We start from the raw sequence: 22,531 nt of genomic DNA, 5'->3' as shown, positions 1-22,531 counted from the left end.
CCCCCCCCCCCCCCCCCCCCCCCCCCCCCCCCCCCCCCCCCCCCCCCCCCCCCCCCCCCCCCCCCCCCCCCCCCCCCCCCCCCCCCCCCCCCCGCCGCCCTCCGCACCGCCCTCGGCACCGCCCCCCGCACCGTCCTCGGCGCCCTCGGCGCCATCGGCGCCCGCCGGCTCCGCCATCCGCCGGTGCTGCGCCGCCTTCACCCGGTCGGGCAGCACCCGGTTGGCCATTCCCTGGATCCTGGTCTTGACCGAGCCGGCCACCACCTTGTCCTTGCCGGCCATCATCGCGTCGAAGCCCTGCTCGGCCACCTGTGCCGGGTCGTCCTTGGGCCCGCGGCCGACCTTCGTGTCCAGCATGTCGGCGCGCTCGAAGAACTCGGTGTCCGTCGGGCCCGGCATCAGGGAGGTGACGGTGACCCCGGTGTCCTTCAGCTCGTTCTGCAGCGCCTGGGCGAACGACTGGAGGAAGGACTTGCTTCCGTTGTAGACGGCCTGGAAGGAGCCGGGCATCGTGGACGCGATCGACGAGGTGATCAGCAGCCGCCCGGCCCCGGCCGCCACCATGCCGGGCAGCAGCCGCTTGGCCAGGTGGACGGTGGAGGTGATGTTGAGGTCGATGATCTCCCGGTCGTCGGCCAGATCGGTCTCCACGAACGGGCCGCCCTGACCCACCCCGGCATTCAGCGCCGCCGCGGCCACCGGCCTGTCCAGTGCGGCGATTTCGCGCCAGAGGTGCTCCACGCCGTCCGGTCCGGTGAGGTCGGCCCGTACCGCGCGCACCTCGGCGCCCAGGCCGCGCAGGGCGTCGGCGGCCCCCGCGAGCTCCTCGTCCTCGGCGGTGACCAGCAGGTCGAAGCCGTGCAGGGCGAACTGCCTGGCCAGCTCGAAACCGATGCCGCTGGAGGCACCGGTGACGACTGCCAGGGACTCGTTCCCGGCCATGGTGCTGCGCCCGGCCCGTCAGATCACCGAGAAGAGCAGGAAGATCAGCAGCACGGCGCCGACGACCGCCAGGACGATGAAGAGCAGGGACCGGCTGCCGCGCCCCGACCGGTCCTCCGGTCCGCCGCCCCGGGGCCGGTCCTCGGGGAGCCGCGGGTGGATCGGCCGGTCTCGTTCGTAGAACTCGGAATCACTCATCCGACTCACCTGATGTCGTCTCGTCGTGGTCTCCACGTCGGGGCTGCGTCTACCCCCTGGTACGGGCGCCATACCTGCGGGGGTGCGGGACCAGGAGGCCGCAAGACCGGAGACCCGGAGGCCTGGAGCCTGGAGCCATGGGACGTGAAGAAGGGTGCCGCCCGCGGGCCGGGGTAGCCGCCGTCCGAGTGCCGGTGCGGCGCCGGCACGCATCCCGGTGAAGGGGGTTGCTGCCATGGCGGACGGCGCTGAGAGCGAGCTGCGGCGGATGCTGCGCGATGTGGGGGTCTACGGGATCGAGTTCCTGCGGATGGACGGGACGGTACGGGCTTCGGTCGGCCGGCCCCTGACCACCGTGCAGGAGGGCCGGAGGCTGGCCGGGCTGTTCGAGGCCCCGGCGGACGCGATCGCCGAAGGGATCACCGTGGGCGGCGTGCACTACACGGCGGCCGAGGCGGACCGGCGGCTGCTCCACGGCAAGTGCGGCGCCACCGGTGTGGTGGCCGTGCGCCGGGCCCCGTACATCGTGGTGGCCCTGTACGGAGAGGGCCACGCACCCTCGGACGCCGTCCTCGCCGTCGGCAACCTGGCCGACCTGCTCGCGGCCTGAACCCCCGTTCCCTCCCGGTCGGGTCCGCTCCTTCCCGGTCGGGTCCGCGCTTCGGCACCCCCGCGGTCCGGCTGCCTCTCCGCCCGGGATCGGCCGCCCAGCGCGCCCGTGATCCGAATGCCGGCCTGCCCGTGGCCCGGACGCCGCCCTCCCCCACTCTGCCCGTCGCCCACCCCCACCCCGCTCGCACGCGACCCGCGTACGGGCTCGGCCGGCCTCGGCTCGGACTCAGCGCTTTCTCCTTCCCGCCCCGCCCACGATCCGGTGCGCGAGCCGGTGTGCGTGCAGTGCGGCGCGGGCGGCGTTGGCGCCCGGGGCTCCGTGGACGCCGCCGCCCGGGTGGGCCGTGGCGGAGGCGAGGTAGAGGCCGGCGATCGGGGTGGCCGGGCGGCCGGTGCCGGGGAGCGGGCGGAAGAGGAGCTGCTGGTGGAGGTTGGCCGTGCCCTGGTTGAGGGCGCCGCCGACGAGCGCGGGATCGAGGCGTTCCAGGTCTGCGGGGGCCAGCACCCGGCGGGCGCGGATCGCGGCCCTGAAGCCGGGCGCATGGCGTTCCACCTGCGCCTCGATGCGGCCGGCGAAGGCCTCCTTCTCTCGCTCGTCCCACCGGCCGGTGATGCCGTCCGGACCGGCGTCGCCGGTGATGCGCTGCGGCACGTGGGTGTAGGCCCAAGCGGACTCGGTGCCCGCGGGCGAGCGGGTCGCGTCCGCCGTGGTCATCTGTCCGAGCACCGTGAACGGGGCGCCCGGCACCCGGTGCATGGCGATCTGGGCGGCGTACAGGGTGAGCTCGTCCATCCCCTCGGCCAGGTGGACCGTGCCGGCCGTCTGCGGGCCCTCGGCCCGCCAGGGGACCGGCCGCGACAGCGCCCAGTCGACCTTGACGGTGGCGAAGTCCCAGTGGAACCGGCGGAGGTCCTCGCGCAGCCGGTCCGGCAGCTGCCCGGCGGGCAGCAGCCGCCCGTACAGCAGCGGAGCCGGCACGTCCGCCAGCACCGCCCGCCGTACGGGCACGAGGGTGCCGCCCGCGGTGCGCACCCCGACGGCGCGGCCGCCGCGCACCACGATCCCGGCCACCTCCCGTCCGCAGCGCAGCACCCCGCCCCGCGCCTCCAGCCGCCGTACGAGGGCCTCGGTCAGGGCCTGTGCGCCGCCCCGGGGCACGGGGAAGCCGTAGGCCTGCCCGAGCATGCACATCAGCCAGCCGAAGCCGCCGCCGAGGGCCGATTCGGGCGCGAGGTCGGCGTGCAGGGCGTTGCCCGCGATCAGGAGCGGGCCGCCCTCGCCCGCGAACTCCTCCTCGCCGAACCTGCGGGCCGGCAGGAGCATGCTGCGCGCCATGCGCAGGGCCGGGGTCCAGCCGCCCAGCCCGGCGACCAGCCGCAGGCCCGCCCGGGCCGGCGGGAAGGGGGTGAACAGACAGTCGAGCACCCGGTCCCCGATGCGCTGCCAGAGCCCGCAGAGCCGCAGCCACGCCTGCGCGTCGCCGGGCGCGAACCGTGCCAGCGAGGCCGCCGTCGCGTCCGGGTCGGCGGCCAGGACGGCGCAGCGGCCGTCGAGCAGCGGGTGCGCGACGACGGCGGGGGCACGGCTCCAGCACAGGCCGTGCTCCTCCAGGTGCAGCCCGCCGATCACCGGCGAGGCGGCGGCCAGCGGGTAGAACGCGCTGAACACGTCGTGGACGTACGCCGGGTCGAGGCCGCGGTCGCTGCACACGGCGCCGCCCGGGCGGGGCCGTGCCTCCAGGACCAGGACCTGCCAGCCGGCGTCGGCCAGGAGGTTGGCGGCGACCAGCCCGTTGGGGCCGGCGCCGATGACCACCGCGTCAGGATCCGGCACCGCCGCCCTCCTCGCATGCGCGGGCCAGGCGGGCCAGCATGACCCGGTGCCTCAGCTGGGCGACGGCGTCGACGGCCGCGTGGTGGAAGGTCCAGCCCCTGCCGCGCAGCGGGTGCTCGTCGAGGACGACCAGGGTGTCGTCACCCCAGGGCCGTACCTCGATGGCGATCCGCGCACCGGCGTGCCGGCCGGCCATGGCCTCGAGCTCCAGCCGGTCCGGCGGCTCGTGGACGCGTACGACGGTCCGGCCCTCGTAGTGGAACGGGCCCAGCTTCAGCCGGTAGCGGAGGGTGGCCCCCTCCCGGGGCCACCGCCCGTCCTCCTCCCGGGCCGAGTCCGCGCCCACCACCCACTCGGGATAGCGGCTCCCGTCACGCAGCAGCTCCCACACCCGGTGGGGGCGGCACCGGACCAGGCGGTGCTGTATGGCCATGGCTTCCTCCCGGGCACTCCGCCGACACGGACCCCGCCGTCCGCCTCGCCCGGGGCGCCTACCCGCACCACGCCCCCACAAGCCCCTCCCGCTCCGTGCCCCGGCCCCCGCCCCCGCGATCCCGTCGCCGCGCCGCGCAGCCGCGGGCCGGGGGCTGGGGGCCACCTGCCCATGCCCCGGGCGGAGGCGGTGCGGCGGTACGGCGGTACGGCGGTACGGCGGTACGGCGGTACGGCGGTACGGCGGTACGGCGGTACGGCGGTACGGCGGTACGGCGGTACGGCGGTACGGCGGTACGGCGGCAGAGGATGCCCCAGCCCGAGGCGGCCGCCTGCAAGCCGAACACGGCAGCGAGGCCCGCGCGGCCACCACTCACCCACCGGCCGCGCGCAGGCCCAGCAGCACCAGCAGCACGCTGCTCCGGGGGCACGGCAGCAGCACGGCGGCAGAGAAGGCCTCCCGGCGCGAGACGGAGCGAAGAGCCACCCGCAGGTTGGCAAGCGCGGCCAGGCCGTACGCCAGTTAGCCGACACTCGCCGACCAGCCGGGCCACCGAGCCACCAGACCACCGCGCCACCGCGCCACCGCGCCACCGCGCCACCGCGCCACCGCGCCACCGCGCCACCGCGCCACCGCGCCACCGCGCCACCGCGCCACCGCGCCACCGGCAGAGAATGCCTCCCGGGCGGTAGCCACGCGAGGCAAGCAGCCGCGGCAAAGCCGGACACCACCGCAACCGACGCCCTCAGACCAGCCGTGCGCCGCCCGGCGGACGAAAGCCCACCAGCCCACCAGCCCATCAGCAGAGGACGCTCAGTCCGAGGCGGACGAAGAGCCACCCGCAGGCGGGGGGCAGCGGCGAGGCCGCGCACCACCGCAGCCCGCTCGCGGATCGGTCGCGCGCACGGCCGCGTGCGCAGGCCTGGCGCGCCCACGCGCGCCCACCCCGCCACCAGGCCCCGGCCGCACCCGGCCGCACCCGGCCGAGGACGCCTCAGCCCGACGCGGAGCGAAGAGCCGCGCGCAGGATGGCGGCCGCGGCGAGGGCGGACAGGGCCGCGGCTGCTGCTCGACGGCCGGCCGTGCGCAGGCCGGCGTGGCGACCGCCGCGCACGGCGGCGTCCCCTCCGCAGGGGACGTGGAGGATCCCCGTGGTCGCCCGGTCCCGCCCAGCCCCGGCATCCCCAACCCCCGGCGTCGCGAGGTACGCGCGGTCGGTGCGCCAGGTCGCCGCGCGCCGGAGGGTGGCGGGGGCGAGGGCGCGGGTGGCGGTCAGGAGCCGGGCGTAGGGGCCGACGCGTACCCGGGGCCGCGGGCGCCGGGCCGTCCGTACGACGGCACGCGCGACCCGCTCGGGCGTGGCCACGGGGGGCAGCGCGCGGACCGAACGGCCGCTGTGGTTGGCGGCGTGCCGGAAGAACGGGGTGTCCACCCCCGCGGGCAGGACGGTGCACACGGCGATCTGCCGCTCGCCCAGGAGGCGGAGCTCCTGCCGCAGCACCTCGTCGAACGTGCTCAGCGCCGCCTTGGACATGGCGTACGCACCCATGTAGGGGGCCGTGACCACGGCCCCGAGCAGGGAACAGATGTCGATGAGGACCCCGTGTCCCTGGCGGCGCATCACCGGCACCGCGGCGCGGGCCCCGTGCACGGCGCCGAGGACGTTGACCTCCAGCAGCCGCCGCAGGTCCCGTGCCGGCACCTGGTCGAAGCGTCCCAGGAGGCCCGCCGCGGCCGCGTTGACCCATACGTCGATCCGGCCGAAGCGGGCGACCGCGGCCGCGGCGACGGCCCGTACGGCCTGCTCGTCGGCCACGTCCGCCGGCACGGCCAGGGCCCGCCCGCCGCGGCGCCGGCACTCCTCGGCCACGTCCCGCAGCGGGCCTGCGCTCCGCGCGGTCAGCACGACGCTCGCACCCCGGCGCGCGCAGGCCAGCGCGGTGGCCCGGCCGATCCCGCTGGAGGCGCCGGTGATGACGATGACGGCATGCCGGATGTCCGTTCCCGCGTGCGTTCCCACGCCTGGCCTCTCACCGGTCACGGTGGCTTCATGCGGAACGGCACCGACCGGGCCTGCGCCCCGTCTCGGTGGGCAGGTGCAGGGTGTCCGCCGCCCGTCCAGGGGAGACCGCGATGACCAGTACCGCACGGGCGTCGGCCGCGGTTCGGGGCCCCGCTCGGGCCGGGTTCGGCGTACGGCTCGGCCGCGGTCGGGGGCAGAGCACAGCCGCCCGGGAGCGCACCCGCCGCGCGTTGGCCCTCCGGGCGCCGGACGCGTCGGAAGGCGCCGTGTACGACGTACTTCTCGTCGTCTCCGAGCTGGTCACGAACGTCCTGAACCACACGCGGGAGCGGCCCCTGCTGGTGCTGCGCTTCCTCGACGAGCAGATCCGCGTCGAGGTGCGCGACGGGGACCCCCGCCTGCCCTCCCGCCACCGGCCGCCGCCCGACTGCCCCCACGGCCGCGGCCTGGCCCTCGTATCAGCCTTGTCCGTACGCCACGGCGCGTATCGGCTGCCCGGTGGCGGGAAGTCGGTGTGGGCCGTGCTGGCCTTGCGGGTTCCGGCGTCCGGCGGCCCCGGGGGAACCGGCGGTCCCCCCAGTCCCGGTGGTCCCGGCGGTCCCGGCGGTCCCGGCGACAGCCGCACCTCCCCCGGCGGTTTCGTTTCCGGGACAGGGGACTTCGCTCACGGCATGGCCCGGAAGCGACCGGCCGCGGCAGCATGAACGAAACGGCGCCGCCGTGCCGGGTCGCGGCAGTTGCGTCCCCTGCGGCCCGGCACGGCGGCCACCCCGCCGAGGGAGGCCCGCGCAATGGTGGAAAGCGCTCCTGTACCCGTCGCGCTCACCGCGGCGGGTCCGGACGGCGTGGTCGTGTGCCGACTGGCGGGCGAGATCGACATCGACTGCCGTGCCGTCGTGCGCAATGCCTTCGCCGACGCGCTTTCGCACGCCCGCACGGCGGTGGTGCTCGACTGCACGGACCTGACGTTCTGCGATTCCACCCTGCTCAACGCCCTGGTCCAGCTGCGCAACGGTGCCGCCGCGCACCGGCTGCGCCTGGCTCTCGCCGCCCCGTCGCCCCAGGTCCACCGGCTGCTGGAGATCGCCGGCGCGGACGGCCTGTTCGCCGTGCACCCGAGCCTCCACCGGGCCCTGGCCTCCCTCAACGGGGGCCCCGGGCCCGAGCCTGAGCACCGGCCTCAGCCGGGGCGACGCGCCTGAGCGGGGCGCCGCTCCCGAACCGGTCGAAGCGCCGATCAGCGGCTCACCTCCCGGCCCGCGGCACCCCGGGCACCAGGCACGGCGCCGCGCCGCCCCTCACCTCGCCTGGTCACCGTGCATGTCGCGCATGTCCTGCATGTCGTGGCAGGTCCCGTCCCGGACCATCTCCAGGTGCATGGCCACCACCGGTCGGGCCTTCTTCGCCGCGGCCACGGTGTCCGCGTCCTTGCCCTGGTCGATCTGCTTGTCGATCAGGGCGAGGGTCTCCTTGTGCGCCTTCTCCTGGGCGGCCAGCCAGGCCTGGTCGTAGCCGGCCACCTCGGCGAGCGCCTTCACCGCGTCCAGCGACTGCTGCTGCGCGGGCGTCGGCTTGTCCGGCAGGGTGATGCCGCCCTTGTCGGCGAGCCGGGACACCTCGGCGTCCAGCTTGGTGTGGTCACGGAACAGCCGCGCCGCCGCGTCCTTCACGCAGGTCTCCTGCCCGTTCTTCTGCCCGTCCTGACCTGCGGCGATCTCCGCCAGATTGCCCTGGTGGACGGCTTGTACGAACTTCGCGTCGGCGCTGCCCGGGTCCGGCGCGGCCGTGGCGGCCGCAACCGTTCCCAGGCCCAGCGCGCACCCCAGTGCCGCCGTTCCGAAAGCGGTGCAGGCGATCCGTCGTACGCCTCTCATGTCGGCCTCCCGCGTGCCGCCACCGGCCGGAGGGCCTGCTGCCGCCCGACGAACACCGCCGCGGCACGTCCGGCACCTGTCCGCGCGGCGCCCGGCCAAACAGGTGTGCCCGACGGCAGCCGGGGCAGCCGAACGATCAGGGGCGCCGAGCCGCGGGAGGGACCGTCGCCGCCCGAGCAGAGGAGGACGCGCCATGACCGCCGTAACGACAACGCTCCCCCGGCGGGAGAACACCCCGGCCGACCCGGCTCCCGAACCACGCGGCCCGGACCCGATCCCCCGCGACCCGAACCCCCCGGACTCTCCCGACCCTTCGGAAGAACCGACCCCCGAACCCGCTCCGGACCGCGAACCCACCCCGGACCGCGACCCCGCCCCCGGCCCCGGCCCGACCCACCCGCCCGTACCGGAACCGCCCGACTAGCCCGGCCGGCCTGCCTGGTTCGGCTGGAACCGGCTGGAGCCCGCTGGCGTCGCGGCGGGAAATCGGCGAGGCTCGCGCTCATGGTTTCGGTGGTGCAGAACGTGGCGATCGACTGTGCGGATGCCCATGGGCTGGCGCAGTTCTGGAGCGCGGTGACCGGGCAGCCGGTGGATCCGGAGGGCAAGCCCGGTGATGCGGAGGTCCAAGTGCCGCTGGCGGACGGGCCGGTGCTGTACTTCAACCAGGTGCCCGAGCCCAAGACCGTCAAGAACCGGATCCACCTGTGCCTGCGCCCGGAGACCTCGCGCGACCAGGAGGTGGAACGGCTGCTGGGCCTGGGAGCCGCCTTCGTCTCCGACCAGCGCAATCCCGACGGCACCGGCTGGGCGGTCCTCGCCGACCCCGAGGGCAACGAGTTCTGCGTGCTGCGCAGCGACTCCGACCGGGCCGGGGGCACGGCCTCCTGACGCTGCCGCCATGCCCGAGCCCCTGCCCCTGCTTCTGCCCCAGCGCGAGGCCCCGCCCCTCCACCGCACCCCGAGCGCTACCTCGCGCCAGGTGGTGCCGCCAGTCGGGCCGGGCCCGCGCTCCCTTCGGTGACCGGCAGGGCCGTCAGGCGGGAGACCGGTGAGCGCCACAGCACGGCAGGCGGCACCAGGAGCAGGAGGGTGCCGACGGCCAGGGTGGGCCGTACCCCGTACGCCGTGGCCAGGGCCCCGGCCGCGAGGGCGGCGAAGGGGCGGCTTCCGGAGATGAGCCAGGTGGAGGTCTGCTGGGCGCGCGACTGGAGTCCGGGCGGGCAGATCTGCTGGCGCAGCGAGCGCTGCGTGGTGCCGGCCACGGCGGCCGCGGCGAGCTGCACCGCGCCCGCGACCGCCAGCAGGCCCAGCCATCCCCGTCCCGGGCGGGCGAGCAGCAACGGCACCCCCGCGAAGGGGAACACCGCGAAGCCGGCCAGCAGCACCCGGCCCGGCCCGTACGCGCGCACGATGCGCGGCGCGGCGAGTGCACCGGCCAGCGAGCCCGCGCCGGAGACGCCCATGACGATGCCGAGGCCGGTGGCGCCGGCGTCCAGCGCCGTCAGGAGGTGGAAGGCGAAGAAGGTGGCGATCATCCCGTTGGCGAAGCCGGTGACGGTCAGCGAGGCCACCACGTCGCGGACCACGGGCGTACGGGCGGTGTAGAGCAGCCCCTGCCAGATCTCGGCCGGGATCCCGCGGGGCGGGCCGGCCGCGGGGACGCTGCGGCCGGACGCCGGGATGCGGCGCGCACACCAGGCGCTGAACAGGTACGACACCGAGTCCAGCCAGAACGCGCGGGCGGCTCCGGCCACGGCGACCACGGCCGTCCCGAGGTAGGTGCCGGCGGTGTCTGCCACTCCGAACAGCGCCCCGATGCCCGAGTTGGCGCGGTGCAGCAGCGCGGGCTCGACCAGCTGCGGCACGATGGTGATGGCCGCCGCCTGGTGCACGACGGCCACCGAACCCAGCGCGAGGGCGACGGCGTACAGCACGGGCACGGACAGCGTGCCGGTCAGCGCGGCGCCGGGCACCACCGCCACGATCGCGGCTGCCATCACGTCCGTGACCACCATCACCGTCCGCTTGGAGTACCGGTCGACCACCACCCCGGTCGGCAGCGCGAGGACGAAGGTGGGCAGCTGGGTCAGGAACGCCAGCAGCGCGACCTGGGCCGGCTCCGCCCGCAGTTCGAGCACGGCGAGCGCCGGCAGCGCGACGAGGTGCACCGCTGTACCGAGCAGGTTGACGGACTCCCCCACCAGATACGGCAGAAAGCCCCGCTGCTCCCACAGCGCCCCGGCACCTGCCCCGCCCTCGCGCCCGTTCCCGTTCCCGTTCCCGTTCCCGCGAGAGGAGCCGTCCGACGCGGATCCATGGCCGAAGACGGAGTCGGCTCCGGCTCCGGACCCGCAACCGACCACCCCCGCGGCCGGCTCGGTGCTGCTCATCTGGCGAACTCCTCCGAACGGCCGTATCCCCGGACTGCCCCCTGATGAACGGGGACCGCCCGACCCCCGTCACGGCTCGCCCAGGGCCAGTCCCTGAACGAATGTCGTCGCGGGTGCGGGGGCCGGGCGGCGGTAGGGTGCGGCGCGTGTCCGAGTGTGAGCGGGATCTCGTCGGTTACGGGGCCGAGCCCCCGCATGCCGCCTGGCCCGGCGGCGCGCGCGTCGCCGTCAGCCTCGTCCTCAACTACGAGGAGGGCGGGGAGCGGAACGTCCTGGAGGGGGATGCGGCCTCCGAGGGGTACCTCCACGAGATCGTCGGCGCCCCGCCCGTGGTCGGCGGCCGGGAGCTGAACGTCGAGTCGATGTTCGCGTACGGATCGCGCGCCGGGTTCTGGCGCATCCACCGCACGCTCGCCGCCCACGGCGTGCCGCTGACCGTGTACGCCGTCGGGCAGGCGCTCGAACGGAACCCGGAGGCGGCCCGCGCGATGGGCGCCGCGGGCTGGGAGGTGGCGGGCCACGGCTGGCGCTGGATCGACTACCGCCACGTGCCGGAAGAGGCCGAGCGGGCGGACATCGCGCGCACGGTCGCGACCGTCGAGCGGCTGGTGGGCCGCCGGCCCGTCGGCTGGTACACGGGCCGGACCAGCCCGAACACCCGGCGCCTCGTCGCCGAGGAGGGCGGCTTCCTCTACGACTCCGACGACTACTCGGACGACCTGCCGTTCACCGTCGAGGCGGCGGGCCGCCCGCACCTCGTGGTGCCGTACACCCTCGACGCGAACGACTTCAAGTTCCTCATCGTCCACGGCTTCACGACCGCCGACGACATGCTCGCCTACCTCGTCGACACGTACGACACCCTGTACGCGGAGGGCGCCGACCGGCCGCGGATGATGAGCGTCGGCATGCACTGCCGGATCATCGGGCGTCCCGGCCGCATCCGCGCGCTCGACGGCTTCCTGGAGCACGTGGCCCGGCGCGGCGGGGCCTGGTTCGCCACCCGGGAGCAGATCGCCCGCCACTGGCTGGCCACCCACCCGCCACAACGCTGAGCACGCCCCGGTCGGCACCAGCCCACCCCTTCGCGAAGAGGTCCGCCCATGAAACCGCACGAGGACGCAGCAGCGCACGGGGACCCGGCGCCCGACGGACGCTACGGCGAGGCCGTGTTCCGGCCCGGCCAGGAGGGCGAGGACGAGCGGATCGACCTCGGTGCGCTCACGTACGACGACCTCACCATGGCCCGGCTGCTCGCCCTCGGGGCCGGACCGGGCTGGCACTGCCTCGACGTGGGCGCCGGCACCGGCACGGTCTCCCGCCGGCTGCTGGAGGAGGCGGGGGTGGAGAGCGTACTCGCCGTGGACCGCGACGTACGGTTCCTCACCGAGCGGCCGGCGCCCGGCCTGGACGTGCTGGAGGCGGACGTCACGGCCCCCGGCTTCGGCAGCGACCTCGGCCCCGGCCGGTTCCGGCTCGTCCACGCCCGCTTCGTGCTCATGCACCTGCCCGAGCACGAGCGCCTGATCGGCACCCTCGCCGGACTCCTCGCACCCGGCGGAGTGCTCGTTCTCAGCGACGCGGTGGACCTGACGAGCGACCGGACGCCCGGCACCCCGTACACCGTGGTCATGCAGGCCATGTGGCGGGGGCTGCGCGCCACCATCGGCACCGACGTGTCCTGGGTGCCCTCGTACCCGCAACTGCTGCGCGGAGCGGGGCTCGTGCCGGTCGCCGCCGAGATCCACGTACCGCCGCTGCTTCCCGGCAGCCCCATCAGCCGGTTCTGGGCGGACACCTGGGAGCGCAGCCGCGCGGCGATGGTCGGCACCGGACTGGTCGACGACGCGGCCGTCGACGAGGCGATCCGCTACCTGGCCTCCGACGCATGCGCCGCGCTGTCGGCCGGCATGCTCACGGCCTGGGGCTGGAAACCGGCCACGGGCGCCCGGTGACGCCGGCCCTCTGCCCGTGGCCCAGTGCAGGTGAGTCGCCCAGTCGCTCCCTCGCGGGACGGGAGCGGGGCGTGTCGCGCAGGGGGAGGCGGGCCGGGCAGTGAGGATCGGGGGATGGGCGTCGTACTGCCGGTCCTGTGCGCACTGTTCGCCGCGCTGAGCAATGCGCTGGCCACGGTGCTGCAGAGGCAGGCCGCGCTGACCGTCCCGCAGTCCTCCGGGTTCCGGCCGGGCCTGGTCCTGGACCTGCTGCGCCGGCCGGTGTGGCTCGCGGGCATGCTGGCGGTGATCGCCGCCGGGGTGGGACAGGCGGTCGCACTGGCCACCGGCCCGCTGTCCCTCGTACAACCGCTGTTCGTACTGGAGCTGCCGCTCGCGCTGCTGATCGCCACCCTGGTGGCGCGGCAGCGGCTCCCGGCCGGCGCCTGGCTCGCCGTCGGGTCGGTGGTGGGCGGGCTCGGCCTGGCCCTGGCGGCCGCCTCCCCGGCCGGCAACCGGACGCACGTACCACTGGAGCGCTGGGTGCCGGCACTCGCCGCCTGCACCGCGGCCGTGGTGGCCCTGGCCCTCGCGGGGCTGCGGCGGCCGCCGGGCCGGGCGCGGGCCGGCTGCCTGGGGGCGGCGACCGCGATCTGCTACGCCCTGACCGCCGGCCTGATGAAGTCCGCGGTGCACATCCTCGACGAGCGCGGCCTCGGCGCCTTCCTGACGACCTGGCAGACGTACGCATTCGCCGCCACCGGCATCGCCGCGCTGCTCCTCCTCGAACACGCCATGCAGGGCGGCCCCTTGGTCGCCTCGCAGCCCGCCCTGACCCTCGGCGACGCGTCCGTCAGCCTGCTGCTGGGCGTCCTGCTGTACGAGGAGCACGTCCGGGCGGGCTGGTGGCTGGCCCCGCAGCTGCTGGGGGTGGCCCTGGTCGCCACGGGCGTGTTCGCGCTGGCCCGGGCGGGGGCGGCGACGGCCTGAGGCGGCAACGGAGGGTCAGAGGTGCAGCTCCGTCTCCCAGGGCTCGAAGGGCGGCTCGACGCGATAGCCGGGGTCGCAGAGGGCACGAACCCACTGGGCGGCCCGGTACTGCGCCTCCCCCTCGTTGAGGACCTCGCCGTCCTCGCCGATTTCGAGCACGTTGGTGAAGACCGCAAAGACCATTTCGAGTGCGGATCCCGACTCCATCAGCCTCGGCTTGTAATCGATGTCCTCCAGCAGGTCGAGGTCAAGCGTCCCATTGGCCAGGTAGAAGGCGAAGAACCGGACGGAGGCGCGCACATCGGTCGAGAGGCGAGTGGTCGTCATCCCCGCATGGTGCTGCACACCCCACCGCCCGCAAAACCGGGGTACGGCCCCCTACGCGGACGGCCTCCGCTACCCCCTCCTCGTCAGGGCGTAGGCCAACGGCTGAAGCTGAAGCCCTGCGCCACGACGGCGTACGGGCTCACGGCGTACGCGCGCTCGTCGCGCACGCCCCCGGATTCCGCGACGTCCGGCGTGGCACCCTCCCCCGCATCCGGATCCAGCCCGCGGCGCAGTGTCCTCAGCACACGCGCGAGACCGCGGGCGTAATCCCAGTTCCCGAGCCGGCCGTCAGCGGGCCCGTCTTCGGTGAGCCGCTGCCAGTCCAGCAACGCCCCCGCCACCCGCGGCTCCGCCTCCCGTCCCCGCTCCGCTTCAGCCAACAGCCCCCACCCGTACGTGAGCAACCCGTCCACCAGCCCGGCCAGCACCACAGGCTCCGGCACCTGCGCATACGGCCCCAGAACCCGCCGCACGAGCTCCTCCCCGACGGCCCTGTCCCTGTCCTCGCCTGCGGCATCCATCATCCGGCTCCCTACTGTCGTCGGCGATCAGCGCGTGCCTGCGAACAGGCACCGATCGGCTGCTGTCCACACGGCCGCAAAGGGATGATGGTTCGGCACGCAGGTCCTCAGACAGGCCATCGCTTGGCCATCTGCGGCCACGTAACGGCCATGGCCTGCGGCAGAGGTGGCGGCCTCTCAGACTGAGCTCATGAGTCACCGCAACGACGCCCTGCGAGCTGCCCGTCTCCGCGCGGGCTGGCGTTCGGCAGAGGCTGCCGCCGACCAGCTCACACGGGCCGGTGTTCGGCTGCTCGCCGACCCGCACTTCACGGTCTCCGCCCGGACCTGGCGCCGCTGGGAAGGACCGCGGCCCGGCTGGCCTCCCGAGGAGACGGCAATCGTGCTTCACGACACGCTGGGCCGATGGCCGGAGGACTTGGGATTCAACGCCCCGCCGGGATGGTTTCGTCCCGAGCATCACCAGGCGGGCGAGAGAACCCGACGAGAGTTCGTTTCGGTCACAGCTGCCGCGCTCGTCCCGGGTCCGATCGCCACCCAGCACGTGGACCCCGCTTTGGTCGACTACTTCCGGCAACAACTCGAGGGCCACTACCGGGCCGACATGTTGCTGGGCCCGCACGACCTGATCGGGACCGTCAGCGCTCAGTACCAGCTCATCGACAAGCTCCTCCGTTCCGCACGCGGCGATACCCGCCGCGGTCTGCTCCGCGTCGGGGCGGCGTACGCCGCTCTCGTCGGATGGCTCTACCAGGACGCAGGTGACCTGGGTGCGGCATCTTTCTGGCGCGGGATCACCCAGGAGATCGCCATTCGGTCCCGAGACCCGCACCTCATCGGATACGCCCTGGTCAACACCGCCCAGGTGCGCACCGACCTCGGCGATGGGTACGGAGTCATCGACCTGTGCGAGGCCGCGCTCGACAACGCAAACCGCCTTGTGCCCAAGGTGCGGATCATGGCCCTGCAGCAACAGGCCCACGGGGCCAGTCTCACAGGCGATCGGGACGCCGTCGACCGGCTCATCGACGGCGCGGACCGGCTGCTCCGCCGCGTCGACGACGATCTCCCCTGGGGCAACGCCTGCCGCCGGACGCCCGGTTACCTGGAGGTGCAACGCGCGACCTGCTACGGACGCCTTGGCCTCGCCCGGGAGGCCATCGGGCTCTGGGAGCAGGTGCTTTCCGTGGTGCCCACGTCCGCGCGCCGTGACCGAGGGGTGTATCTCGCCCGGCACGCCACGGCAGCTGCTTCGGCCCGGCAACCGGACCAGGCTGTGGAGATCGCTCGTGAAGCGGCGATCACCGCGGCGGAAACCCGTTCGGCACGGATGCACCGCGAACTGGCCGCTCTGGAACGGGCCATGCACCCGTGGCACGATGCGGGGGTAGGCCGGGAGCTCGCCGAGGTTCTGGCGCCGCTCAACGAGGGGGGCTGACATGGACGTGCCCGTACCGCTGTCCGAAGAGGAGATCGCGTCACGTCTGGCCGGGTTGCCCGGGTGGAGGCGTGAGGGGGACGCGATCACGCGTACGTACCCGATGCGCTACCACGCGGCGGTTGCCGCCATCGTCACCATTGCGGACCGGTCCCGCCGGATCCAGCACCACGCAGACCTCGACCTGCGATTCGACCACCTCCGGGCGTCCATCACCACGCACGACGCGGGCCACCGCCTCACCGCCGCCGACTTCGACCTCGCCCACCGCCTCGACACCATCGTTGCCGCACACCAGGCGATCCCCCTGGACTGAGGCGGCCAGCACCGCGCACTCGATGCGTGCGGTGCGGCGCTCGTCGCGGTCCGGCCTGGGTGCCCGCACCGGCGCGGTCAGAGCTGGTGGGTCCACGCTATGACGAGCAGGGTGCCGGCCAGGAAGGCTGCGGCTGTGGTGAGGAGGGGCCAGGTGCCGATGCGGTGGCCCCACATGCCGGCTGCCAGGCGGGTGTGGAGGCGGTTCAGGAGCCAGAGGGCGGCGAGGCCGATGGCGGCGGACAGCAGGCCCACGCCGAAGTGCGCCAGCCAGGCGCCGGCCAGGGACGGGCCGCCCCAGGCATCGGTGTACGGGCCGGGCTGGACCACCGGGTAGAGCACCCCGCGCAGGACGAAGAGGACCTCCAGGCCGATCGGTATGAGCGCGAGGAGGCCGAGCGGGAGGGACAGGATGGAGTGCGCCAAGAGCCGCGCCCCACCGGGTCCGTCCCGGCCGGTCCTGGCTGCCGGGTTCTGTTCGGAGGATCTGGCCCACCAGCGGCGTGCTGCGTCCGGTCGGCCGGCGATCACTGCGGCGGCCGTCGCGAAGACGGCCGGGAGCAGCAGCGCGGCGTGGCCGATGCGGCGTACGAAGCGTGAGCGCAGGACGTCCGCGCCGGGCTTCGCGGCAGCGCCGGCCGCGCGCGTCGCGTCGGCCCTGCCCGTCGTACCGGTGGCGTGGGTGTCGCCGGTCGTGGCCGGATTGCGGTGTGTTGCGTTGGCAGCCATGGTCTTGTCCCCCGGTTTCAGGTCGGCCCGTGTGCCGACACCAGAAACCGTAGGACCCGGCCCCCGCCCCGCACGTCCTTCCCCAGCACCATTCGTGATGTCCCTTCCACTAGGGGCGCCTTCAGGGCCGGATCCGGGGTTGCGGGAAAGGAAGCGTCCAAGTACCGGCCTCGTTACTCCGGCTCGGTGGGCGGCGGCCAGTCGCCTCGGGCGGCCAGGTCCAGGATCAGGGCGGCGATGTTCCAGGCGTCGTCGTCGCCGCGGTGGTGTCGGCCTTCCAGCGGGAGGCCGGCGACCCTCAGAGCGTGGGACATGCCCGGGCGGCGGCGCAGGCCGTAGGAGGCCGTGAAGGGGATCTTGGCGTTGGTGTGCAGTCGGCCGAAGGGGTACTGCGTACCCGTCTGCCGGCACTGCGCGGTGAACTGCTTGCGGTCGTAGTCACCCCAACTGGCCCAGGGCAGAAGGCCGGTACGGTGCTCGGCGGCCAGGGTCCGGCAGGCCTCGGCGAAGGACAGGCCCCGGTCCACCTCGTCCTGGGTGAGCCCGGTCAGCTCCGTGCAGAACGGGCTCACGGCCGAGCGGGCGGGGCGTACCAGCAGCCGGTGCTTTGCGAGCCGCCGGCCCGCACGCAGATCGACCACGGTGAGCCCGATCTCGATGATCTCGCTGACCTGCCCGGGCGGCGGCTGCCCGTCCCAGCAGGTCGCCTCCACGTCGACCACGTTCAGGATGTGCGGATCCGCCTGTGCGTGCGCGGCTGTGTGCGCGCCTGTGTGCGCGTACTCGTCCCCGTTCATGCGGACTGAGCCTAGAAGCAGCGGCGGCCGGGGGCATTCGAATTACCGGCGGGCGCGGGGCAGCTGGGTGCACGGAGCATTCACCTTCAGTTCATTGCAACGAATGGCGAGGCGGTCATTGCGTTAGACCTCAAACTGTTGCAACGATTTCCCGGCTCTTACCTGCAATTACGGCATTCGAGCGCAACAATCGTGTTGCCGGATCCATGAATGCAACGTAGCGTTTCCATCATCAGAAAACACGAGGCGAGCGAATCAAGGGGTGGGGTCATGGAGACAGCTCAGAGCCGGCAGGCAGCAGCGGCCGGGGCCTTCGGAGCCTTCGCCCGGTTCGCGCTCTTCGGCGGCGGCGTGGGACTGGCCTCCAGCTTCGCCGTGGTGGCGCTCGCCTCCTGGATGCCCTGGGGAGTGGCCAACGCCCTGATCACGGTGGTGTCCACGCTCCTCGCCACCGAGCTGCACGCCCGCTTCTCCTTCGGCACCGGCCGGCGCGCGACCTGGCGCCAGCACACGCAGTCGGCCGGCTCCGCCGCGGCCGGATACGCGGTCACCTGCCTGGCGATGCTCGTCCTGCACCAGTTGGTTGCGAACCCGGGCGCGGTACTCGAGCAGGCCGTCTACCTGTCCTCCTCCGCGCTCGCGGGAGTCGCCCGGTTCGTGGTACTGCGCCTGGTCGTCTTCGCCCGGGGCACCCGCCCGCAGGCACCGGCGGCGGCGAAGCCCGCCCCTCGCGCCGTGCCCGCGACCGTGTCTGCGACCGTGCCCGCAACCGTCGCCGTGGCCCTGACCCGCACGGCGGTCCCGGCCGCCCCCGCGGCCCTCTGCCGCGCGGCCTGAGGCCACGCCCCGCACGGACACACGCACACCTGCACCGCCCCAGCACCCCCGAACCGCCCCACCGCCCCACCGCCCCACCGCCCCTGCACCGTCCCTCCGCCTGCGCTCCACCGCCCCTCGACCCGCCCTCGACCGAACGTTGATCTGCTGACGAAGACGACGGACGCACTCACACACCACGACAAGGGGCGAGACATGTCGGCAGCAGACCTTCTGATTCCCTCTCGGCCAAGCGTGGCCGCACCGGCGCCGCAGGAGTTCGTGAACCTGGCAGACCTGGACGCCGGGATCCTCGTGGACATGCGGTACGCGGGCCCGGACAACTTCGTGGGCAGCCGACTGGACGGCTACGAGGCCGGTCTGTGCTTCCTCACCCGGGTCGCCGCGTACGCCCTGGCCGCCGTACAGCACGATGTCGCCGCACAGGGCTACCGCCTGGTGGTCCACGACGCGTACCGACCGGCCCGGGCCGTCGCACACATCGCCCGCTGGGCGGCCGACCTCGGCGAACAGCACACGAAAGCGGAGTACTACCCGAACCTCGACAAGACACGCCTCTTCGCCGACGGCTACATCCACGCCAGATCCGGCCACAGCAGGGGCAGTACGGTCGACGTCACCCTGCTGTACGCCGACGGATCGCCGGTCGACATGGGAACGGAATTCGACTGCTTCGACACCCGCTCCCACACCCTCGACCCACGCGTGCAGGGCGCGCAGCGCGCGAACCGGCTGCTGCTCAAGTCCGCCATGGAACGGGCAGGCTTCGTGAACCTCCCCGAGGAGTGGTGGCACTACACGCACCTGGACGAGCCCTTTCCGGACACCTACTTCGACTTCCCCGTCGCGGTGTCCTCCCTCCCCCTCCCGCCCCCCGGCCCCCCTCACTTCGGGCCGATGGGCCACCTGGTCAGCGTGCACCCGGCGGCGTCGTAGAAGAACGGGGTCCATGCCCTGGCTGTCGGGGGGCGGGGTCGAGGGGGTCGAGGCCGGCGGGATGGGGGGCGGCGCCCAGGACGGGCGCCGCCCCGAAGGCGGTCGGTCAAGCGTTGCCGGGCTCGGCGAGGGTGTGGGCCACCAGAGCGTTCGCGTGGCCGTGGCCCAGGCCGTGTTCGGTCTTGAGCCAGGTGACCAACTCCATGTGCTTGGTCAGGGGGGAGGTGCGGATCAGGTTCTTCCATTCCTCGATGGGGCGGCCGTACTTCTTCTCGATCGAGGGGAAGTAGGAGGCGGGGCCCTTCGGCTGGGAAGTCGAGGTCATGTCGTTCCGTCCGTTCTCTTGGGCCGGGTGGATGGGTCGGCGGATGGCCGTGGATGGGTCGGCGGATGGCCGTGGGTGGGGGGTGGATGGATGGGTGGGTGGCCGGGCCCCGCCGGTCAGTTCTCGGCGGAACCCCTGGCGAGGCGGGCCGTGGCCGCGGTGAGGGTCAGGAGGCCCAGGGACGCGCCTGCGGTGAAGGCCGCGACGGTGGCGGCGGAGGCCGCGAAGCCGGCGAGGACGCCCACCGGGGCGAGCCGGCAGGCGAGGGCCCAGGCGCGCAGGCCGTGCGCGGAGAAGTGCCGGGCCAGTACGAGGAGCGCGGCGCACAGCGCGAGGTAGCCGGCCGCGCCGGCGATCATGTGCACCGTCCCGTGCGCGCTCAACACGCCCGGCCCCTCCGGCGTACCGGCCGGGAAGCCCGCACCGGCATCCGCGGTGAACACTCCGGCGACCACGAACGACGCCCCGAAGAGGCCGATCAGCCGAGGCGCCCACGTACCGCCCGGAGCGGCCCGCCCGATCGCCCGCCGGACCCCCGCCGCGCCCGCGCCGATCAGGACTCCCGTGAGCAGGAAGGCGCCGATCTGGATCCAGCCGAGGTCGCCCAGGCCGAGCTGGCTCAGGGCGTTGCGCGTGAAGTCGAAGCCGTCGCGGGTGAGGCCGCCGATCACGCCCACCGCGAGGAACAGCGGACCGGCCAGCGCACCGGCGCGCAGCAGAGCAGAGGTGGTGCGGCCCGCGGACGGCTCTTCCTCCGCCGCCCCCTCCTGTGTCGCCCCTTCCTGTGCCGCTGCCGACGCGGCCGCCGCTGCCGACGCAGCCGCCCCTGCCGTTGTGGCCACGGTTGCCGCTGCGGCCGCCATCGGCGCGGCAACGCGCCGCGCACGGACTTGACTTCGCCTCACGCGCGTCATGACGGGGGAACCTCCTACGCCGATCGCCGGGACCGTCAAGAACTGGACGGTCCAGTACTGGTGAACCGGACAGCACGGTAGCTCACACAGAACTGGACTGTCCAGTACTCTAAAACCGTCGAGCATGAGGAGGAGAAGGCACACATGGATGCGAGCGAGCTCAAGGGCCGGTCCGCGCTCAAGCACCAGGCGATCATGGAGGCGGCGACCGCGGTCTTCATGGCGAAGGGTTACGCCGGCACGAGCATGGACGACGTGGCCAAGCTGGCCGCCGTATCCAAGCAGACGGTGTACAAGCACTTCGCCGACAAGGAGAAGCTGTTCGCCGAGATCGTCCTGGCCACCACCGACCGGGTCGACGCGATGGTCGACCTGGTGACCGACCTCCCCGCCGACCCCGGCGCCCTCCAGGAGAACCTGCTCCGGCTCGCCCGGCAGCTGCTGACCACCCTCACCCAGCCCCAGGTACTCCAGCTGCGGCGCCTCATCATCGCCAACGCCGACACGTTCCCCGAGCTGGGCGCCACGTGGTACGAGCAGGGCTTCGAACGCGTGCTCGCCCACCTGGCCGACACGTTCCGGCGCCTGGCCGACGAGGGCCTGCTGCGCATCGACGACGCACTCCTCGCCGCGAACCACTTCTCCGGGCTGCTCCTGTGGATCCCGGTGAACAAGGCCATGTTCCACGGCAGCCCGCAGCACACCCGGCCCGAGCTGGACCACTACGCGGAAGCGGGCGTGCGGGCCTTCCTCGCCGCCTACCACCCGGACCGGCCGTGAACGCGTCCGGTCGCAGCCATGCTCCGACGGCTGCGACCGGCACCGTGACTCCCCGGGCCGCTTCAGCCCTTGCGCGGGTGGAAGCTGCCCCCGGCCAGGCCCTCGCCCGTGCAGTCCATCCCGCGGTAGTGGTCGAGGAAGGTCGCGGTGATGCCCGTGAACGCGTCGTACACCTGGTCCAGGGGCAGGTCCTCGCCCACCCGGAACCGCAGCTGCACGTGTACGGACGTACGCGGCTTCAGCGTCCTCACCGGTGCGGGGATCGCACCGCCGGCCTTTCCGTCGGCCTTCCGCAGCGTCTTCCAGACCCGCCGCGCGGGGTCCCAGTACTGCAGATCGCCGTACGGACTCAGGTCGCGCTCCCCCGGGTTGTAGATGTGGCTCCCCAGCTGTGCGCCGAGTGCGAACTCCTTCAGCTCCTTCTTGGAGGTGTTGGTGAGCGTGGCGGTGTACGTCGTCCAGCGCGGGCCGAGCGCGACCGGCTTGGGTATGCCGAACGAACGGCCCACGAAGATGTTGTAGTCGTACTCCCCATAGGCGGTGTCGAGATCGCGGCACGTCGGGATCCGCGCGGCGGAGGCCGCCCCCGAGGCGGACCCGGACCCGGCTCCGGGCGCAGACCCGACTCCGGACGCGGACGCGGACGCGGCACCGGACGCAGGAAGCATCGTGAAGTCGGACCAGGCCTCCTTCGCCGAACCGCAGGAGCCGTCACGGTTGCGGTAGTCGCCCGCGGCGAGCAGGTATCCGGCGCCCGGCTTCGCGTCCCTGGCCACGCGCGTGCGCAGCTGGAGCGTCACGCGGCCGTGCGGTCCGAGGGCCAGGAAGCCGTACGACTCATTGAACGTGGAATGCCGGAAGTCCTTCCACCTACCCGTCCTGGCGTCGCGGTACTCGGTCTCCAGCTCCCAGTACGGCCGGTCGACCTTCTCGGCCGAAGCCACGTGCAGGAAGGGCTGGACCTTCTCCAGGGACCGGTCGGTGGTGTTGGTGAGCGTCATCGAGAAGGCGCTCCAGGCCCCGCCCGCCTTCAGCCGGCGCGGCAGCCGCTGCACGGCCACGCGCAGGCGGTCGGACTCGAACGCGCAGGACTGCCCGGCGGCGCCGGAGGGGATCGCACGCGGGGTGTTCTCCCCCGCGGGCCCCGTCCCCGCGACCGCGGTGGAGGGCGCAGCGAGCAGCGCGGTGGGCCCCATCACGGCAGCCACTGCGGCGGCCGTCAGAGCACGGTGCATCTTCATCCGGCAGACCTTCCTGTCCCGAGTGCCTTTCCGGCAGCGCAGGTTGCCCGCCTGCGCTCTGTACTCGACCACTCGCACCGCGGAAAGGTTGCACGGGGATTCGGGGCGTTCGAGGGGGTGCCTGTCAGGGGGGAGCGT

26 protein-coding genes are annotated in these 22,531 nt (G+C 73.8%); 12 read left to right on the top strand and 14 right to left on the bottom strand.

Features of this window, described 5'->3' with window-relative positions; genetic code table 11:
• The coding region (locus ACZ407_RS16335; RefSeq protein ID WP_468128743.1) for an SDR family NAD(P)-dependent oxidoreductase at positions 1 to 942 on the bottom strand (942 nt) is incomplete at its 3' end.
• 18 nt (positions 943 to 960) lie between these two features.
• Positions 961 to 1,140 (bottom strand): hypothetical protein, encoded by a 180-nt coding sequence (locus tag ACZ407_RS16330; RefSeq protein WP_468128742.1) that lies wholly within the window; start codon positions 1,138 to 1,140, stop codon positions 961 to 963.
• Between the two features lie 235 nt (positions 1,141 to 1,375).
• Here ACZ407_RS16330 and ACZ407_RS16325 point away from each other — a divergent pair, with 235 nt between their 5' ends.
• Complete coding sequence (locus ACZ407_RS16325) at positions 1,376 to 1,750, top strand: profilin (RefSeq protein WP_468128741.1); 375 nt, start codon at positions 1,376 to 1,378, stop codon at positions 1,748 to 1,750.
• Between the two features lie 228 nt (positions 1,751 to 1,978).
• Here ACZ407_RS16325 and ACZ407_RS16320 read toward each other — a convergent pair whose 3' ends face one another.
• The 3 genes from ACZ407_RS16320 to ACZ407_RS16310 form a co-directional block, all read right to left on the bottom strand.
• The gene (locus tag ACZ407_RS16320) at positions 1,979 to 3,586 is read right to left on the bottom strand and encodes a phytoene desaturase family protein (RefSeq protein ID WP_468128740.1); all 1,608 of its coding nucleotides are present in this window, start codon (positions 3,584 to 3,586) and stop codon (positions 1,979 to 1,981) included.
• Positions 3,573 to 4,019, bottom strand: coding sequence for an SRPBCC family protein (locus ACZ407_RS16315; RefSeq protein WP_468128739.1), 447 nt, complete (start codon positions 4,017 to 4,019; stop codon positions 3,573 to 3,575). Before ACZ407_RS16315 ends, ACZ407_RS16320 begins: the two co-directional genes overlap by 14 nt.
• Before the next feature lie 994 nt (positions 4,020 to 5,013).
• Positions 5,014 to 6,039: an SDR family NAD(P)-dependent oxidoreductase gene (locus tag ACZ407_RS16310; protein WP_468128738.1), complete on the bottom strand. Its 1,026-nt coding sequence runs from the start codon at positions 6,037 to 6,039 to the stop codon at positions 5,014 to 5,016.
• A gap of 113 nt (positions 6,040 to 6,152) precedes the next feature.
• Here ACZ407_RS16310 and ACZ407_RS16305 point away from each other — a divergent pair, with 113 nt between their 5' ends.
• Both ACZ407_RS16305 and ACZ407_RS16300 read left to right on the top strand, forming a co-directional pair.
• Positions 6,153 to 6,746 (top strand): ATP-binding protein, encoded by a 594-nt coding sequence (locus tag ACZ407_RS16305; RefSeq protein WP_468128737.1) that lies wholly within the window; start codon positions 6,153 to 6,155, stop codon positions 6,744 to 6,746.
• 87 nt (positions 6,747 to 6,833) lie between these two features.
• The gene (locus ACZ407_RS16300) at positions 6,834 to 7,244 is read left to right on the top strand and encodes an STAS domain-containing protein (protein ID WP_468128736.1); all 411 of its coding nucleotides are present in this window, start codon (positions 6,834 to 6,836) and stop codon (positions 7,242 to 7,244) included.
• A 96-nt stretch (positions 7,245 to 7,340) separates the two neighbouring features.
• On the opposite strand, the gene ACZ407_RS16295 is transcribed toward ACZ407_RS16300, so the two are convergent.
• Entirely contained in the window at positions 7,341 to 7,916 is a 576-nt protein-coding gene (locus ACZ407_RS16295; protein WP_468128735.1) for a DUF4142 domain-containing protein, read from the bottom strand.
• A gap of 504 nt (positions 7,917 to 8,420) precedes the next feature.
• Between ACZ407_RS16295 and ACZ407_RS16290 the strand changes: the two genes are divergently transcribed.
• Positions 8,421 to 8,807, top strand: a complete 387-nt coding sequence (locus ACZ407_RS16290; RefSeq protein ID WP_468128734.1) for a VOC family protein — start codon at positions 8,421 to 8,423, stop codon at positions 8,805 to 8,807.
• A gap of 77 nt (positions 8,808 to 8,884) precedes the next feature.
• Here the strand turns inward: ACZ407_RS16290 and ACZ407_RS16285 are convergent, their stop codons facing one another.
• Entirely contained in the window at positions 8,885 to 10,309 is a 1,425-nt protein-coding gene (locus ACZ407_RS16285) for an MFS transporter (protein ID WP_468128733.1), read from the bottom strand.
• Positions 10,310 to 10,455: 146 nt separating this feature from the next.
• Between ACZ407_RS16285 and puuE the strand changes: the two genes are divergently transcribed.
• The 3 genes from puuE (at position 10,456) to ACZ407_RS16270 (ending at position 13,233) form a co-directional block, all read left to right on the top strand.
• Complete coding sequence (puuE, locus tag ACZ407_RS16280; protein WP_468128732.1) at positions 10,456 to 11,364, top strand: allantoinase PuuE; 909 nt, start codon at positions 10,456 to 10,458, stop codon at positions 11,362 to 11,364.
• A gap of 48 nt (positions 11,365 to 11,412) precedes the next feature.
• The gene (locus tag ACZ407_RS16275) at positions 11,413 to 12,264 is read left to right on the top strand and encodes a class I SAM-dependent methyltransferase (protein ID WP_468128731.1); all 852 of its coding nucleotides are present in this window, start codon (positions 11,413 to 11,415) and stop codon (positions 12,262 to 12,264) included.
• Between the two features lie 114 nt (positions 12,265 to 12,378).
• Complete coding sequence (locus ACZ407_RS16270; RefSeq protein ID WP_468128730.1) at positions 12,379 to 13,233, top strand: DMT family transporter; 855 nt, start codon at positions 12,379 to 12,381, stop codon at positions 13,231 to 13,233.
• 15 nt (positions 13,234 to 13,248) lie between these two features.
• Here the strand turns inward: ACZ407_RS16270 and ACZ407_RS16265 are convergent, their stop codons facing one another.
• Positions 13,249 to 13,560, bottom strand: coding sequence for a DUF7677 family protein (locus tag ACZ407_RS16265; protein ID WP_468128729.1), 312 nt, complete (start codon positions 13,558 to 13,560; stop codon positions 13,249 to 13,251).
• 83 nt (positions 13,561 to 13,643) lie between these two features.
• Positions 13,644 to 14,084 carry a DUF6415 family natural product biosynthesis protein gene (locus ACZ407_RS16260; RefSeq protein WP_468128728.1) on the bottom strand — a complete coding sequence of 147 codons (441 nt, stop codon included), beginning with the start codon at positions 14,082 to 14,084 and terminating at the stop codon, positions 13,644 to 13,646.
• Positions 14,085 to 14,271: 187 nt separating this feature from the next.
• Here ACZ407_RS16260 and ACZ407_RS16255 point away from each other — a divergent pair, with 187 nt between their 5' ends.
• Together ACZ407_RS16255 and ACZ407_RS16250 are read left to right on the top strand one after the other, a co-directional pair.
• The gene (locus ACZ407_RS16255; protein WP_468128727.1) at positions 14,272 to 15,519 is read left to right on the top strand and encodes a Twin-arginine translocation pathway signal; all 1,248 of its coding nucleotides are present in this window, start codon (positions 14,272 to 14,274) and stop codon (positions 15,517 to 15,519) included.
• A 1-nt stretch (position 15,520) separates the two neighbouring features.
• Positions 15,521 to 15,835: a 4a-hydroxytetrahydrobiopterin dehydratase gene (locus ACZ407_RS16250; protein WP_468128726.1), complete on the top strand. Its 315-nt coding sequence runs from the start codon at positions 15,521 to 15,523 to the stop codon at positions 15,833 to 15,835.
• A 77-nt stretch (positions 15,836 to 15,912) separates the two neighbouring features.
• Here the strand turns inward: ACZ407_RS16250 and ACZ407_RS16245 are convergent, their stop codons facing one another.
• Both ACZ407_RS16245 and ACZ407_RS16240 read right to left on the bottom strand, forming a co-directional pair.
• Positions 15,913 to 16,563 (bottom strand): hypothetical protein, encoded by a 651-nt coding sequence (locus ACZ407_RS16245; protein ID WP_468128725.1) that lies wholly within the window; start codon positions 16,561 to 16,563, stop codon positions 15,913 to 15,915.
• Between the two features lie 173 nt (positions 16,564 to 16,736).
• Positions 16,737 to 17,360 (bottom strand): 3'-5' exonuclease, encoded by a 624-nt coding sequence (locus ACZ407_RS16240; RefSeq protein ID WP_468128724.1) that lies wholly within the window; start codon positions 17,358 to 17,360, stop codon positions 16,737 to 16,739.
• A gap of 270 nt (positions 17,361 to 17,630) precedes the next feature.
• Here ACZ407_RS16240 and ACZ407_RS16235 point away from each other — a divergent pair, with 270 nt between their 5' ends.
• Positions 17,631 to 18,197: a hypothetical protein gene (locus ACZ407_RS16235; RefSeq protein WP_468128723.1), complete on the top strand. Its 567-nt coding sequence runs from the start codon at positions 17,631 to 17,633 to the stop codon at positions 18,195 to 18,197.
• Between the two features lie 195 nt (positions 18,198 to 18,392).
• On the top strand, positions 18,393 to 19,133 hold the full coding sequence (locus ACZ407_RS16230) for a M15 family metallopeptidase (RefSeq protein ID WP_468128722.1): 741 nt from the start codon (positions 18,393 to 18,395) through the stop codon (positions 19,131 to 19,133).
• 106 nt (positions 19,134 to 19,239) lie between these two features.
• Here ACZ407_RS16230 and ACZ407_RS16225 read toward each other — a convergent pair whose 3' ends face one another.
• Together ACZ407_RS16225 and ACZ407_RS16220 are read right to left on the bottom strand one after the other, a co-directional pair.
• Positions 19,240 to 19,458: a DUF4287 domain-containing protein gene (locus ACZ407_RS16225; protein ID WP_468128721.1), complete on the bottom strand. Its 219-nt coding sequence runs from the start codon at positions 19,456 to 19,458 to the stop codon at positions 19,240 to 19,242.
• A 116-nt stretch (positions 19,459 to 19,574) separates the two neighbouring features.
• Positions 19,575 to 20,300 (bottom strand): DUF998 domain-containing protein, encoded by a 726-nt coding sequence (locus ACZ407_RS16220; protein ID WP_468128720.1) that lies wholly within the window; start codon positions 20,298 to 20,300, stop codon positions 19,575 to 19,577.
• Between the two features lie 216 nt (positions 20,301 to 20,516).
• Between ACZ407_RS16220 and ACZ407_RS16215 the strand changes: the two genes are divergently transcribed.
• Positions 20,517 to 21,152: a TetR/AcrR family transcriptional regulator gene (locus tag ACZ407_RS16215; RefSeq protein WP_468128719.1), complete on the top strand. Its 636-nt coding sequence runs from the start codon at positions 20,517 to 20,519 to the stop codon at positions 21,150 to 21,152.
• A gap of 62 nt (positions 21,153 to 21,214) precedes the next feature.
• Here the strand turns inward: ACZ407_RS16215 and ACZ407_RS16210 are convergent, their stop codons facing one another.
• Positions 21,215 to 22,393 (bottom strand): hypothetical protein, encoded by a 1,179-nt coding sequence (locus tag ACZ407_RS16210; protein WP_468128718.1) that lies wholly within the window; start codon positions 22,391 to 22,393, stop codon positions 21,215 to 21,217.
• Positions 22,394 to 22,531: the final 138 nt, after the last annotated feature.

The organism is Streptomyces sp. NPDC030809, assembly GCF_055572195.1.
The sequence above is the reverse complement of the archived record's forward strand: the minus strand, read 5'-3'. Positions and strand labels throughout refer to the sequence as shown.

Bases quoted from the DNA above. Each gene is read 5' to 3' on its own strand.
- ACZ407_RS16290 (WP_468128734.1), top strand. From the start codon at position 8,421: ATGGTTTCGGTGGTGCAGAACGTGGCGATCGACTGTGCGGATGCCCAT.
- ACZ407_RS16255 (WP_468128727.1), top strand. From the start codon at position 14,272: ATGAGTCACCGCAACGACGCCCTGCGAGCTGCCCGTCTCCGCGCGGGC.
- ACZ407_RS16285 (WP_468128733.1), bottom strand. From the start codon at position 10,309: ATGAGCAGCACCGAGCCGGCCGCGGGGGTGGTCGGTTGCGGGTCCGGA.
- ACZ407_RS16230 (WP_468128722.1), top strand. From the start codon at position 18,393: ATGTCGGCAGCAGACCTTCTGATTCCCTCTCGGCCAAGCGTGGCCGCA.
- ACZ407_RS16250 (WP_468128726.1), top strand. From the start codon at position 15,521: ATGGACGTGCCCGTACCGCTGTCCGAAGAGGAGATCGCGTCACGTCTG.
- ACZ407_RS16325 (WP_468128741.1), top strand. From the start codon at position 1,376: ATGGCGGACGGCGCTGAGAGCGAGCTGCGGCGGATGCTGCGCGATGTG.
- ACZ407_RS16275 (WP_468128731.1), top strand. From the start codon at position 11,413: ATGAAACCGCACGAGGACGCAGCAGCGCACGGGGACCCGGCGCCCGAC.
- ACZ407_RS16210 (WP_468128718.1), bottom strand. From the start codon at position 22,393: ATGAAGATGCACCGTGCTCTGACGGCCGCCGCAGTGGCTGCCGTGATG.
- ACZ407_RS16330 (WP_468128742.1), bottom strand. From the start codon at position 1,140: ATGAGTGATTCCGAGTTCTACGAACGAGACCGGCCGATCCACCCGCGG.
- ACZ407_RS16235 (WP_468128723.1), top strand. From the start codon at position 17,631: ATGGAGACAGCTCAGAGCCGGCAGGCAGCAGCGGCCGGGGCCTTCGGA.
- ACZ407_RS16260 (WP_468128728.1), bottom strand. From the start codon at position 14,084: ATGATGGATGCCGCAGGCGAGGACAGGGACAGGGCCGTCGGGGAGGAG.
- ACZ407_RS16265 (WP_468128729.1), bottom strand. From the start codon at position 13,560: ATGACGACCACTCGCCTCTCGACCGATGTGCGCGCCTCCGTCCGGTTC.
- ACZ407_RS16305 (WP_468128737.1), top strand. From the start codon at position 6,153: ATGACCAGTACCGCACGGGCGTCGGCCGCGGTTCGGGGCCCCGCTCGG.
- ACZ407_RS16225 (WP_468128721.1), bottom strand. From the start codon at position 19,458: ATGACCTCGACTTCCCAGCCGAAGGGCCCCGCCTCCTACTTCCCCTCG.
- ACZ407_RS16315 (WP_468128739.1), bottom strand. From the start codon at position 4,019: ATGGCCATACAGCACCGCCTGGTCCGGTGCCGCCCCCACCGGGTGTGG.
- ACZ407_RS16215 (WP_468128719.1), top strand. From the start codon at position 20,517: ATGGATGCGAGCGAGCTCAAGGGCCGGTCCGCGCTCAAGCACCAGGCG.
- ACZ407_RS16240 (WP_468128724.1), bottom strand. From the start codon at position 17,360: ATGAACGGGGACGAGTACGCGCACACAGGCGCGCACACAGCCGCGCAC.
- ACZ407_RS16300 (WP_468128736.1), top strand. From the start codon at position 6,834: ATGGTGGAAAGCGCTCCTGTACCCGTCGCGCTCACCGCGGCGGGTCCG.
- ACZ407_RS16245 (WP_468128725.1), bottom strand. From the start codon at position 16,563: ATGGCTGCCAACGCAACACACCGCAATCCGGCCACGACCGGCGACACC.
- ACZ407_RS16270 (WP_468128730.1), top strand. From the start codon at position 12,379: ATGGGCGTCGTACTGCCGGTCCTGTGCGCACTGTTCGCCGCGCTGAGC.
- ACZ407_RS16295 (WP_468128735.1), bottom strand. From the start codon at position 7,916: ATGAGAGGCGTACGACGGATCGCCTGCACCGCTTTCGGAACGGCGGCA.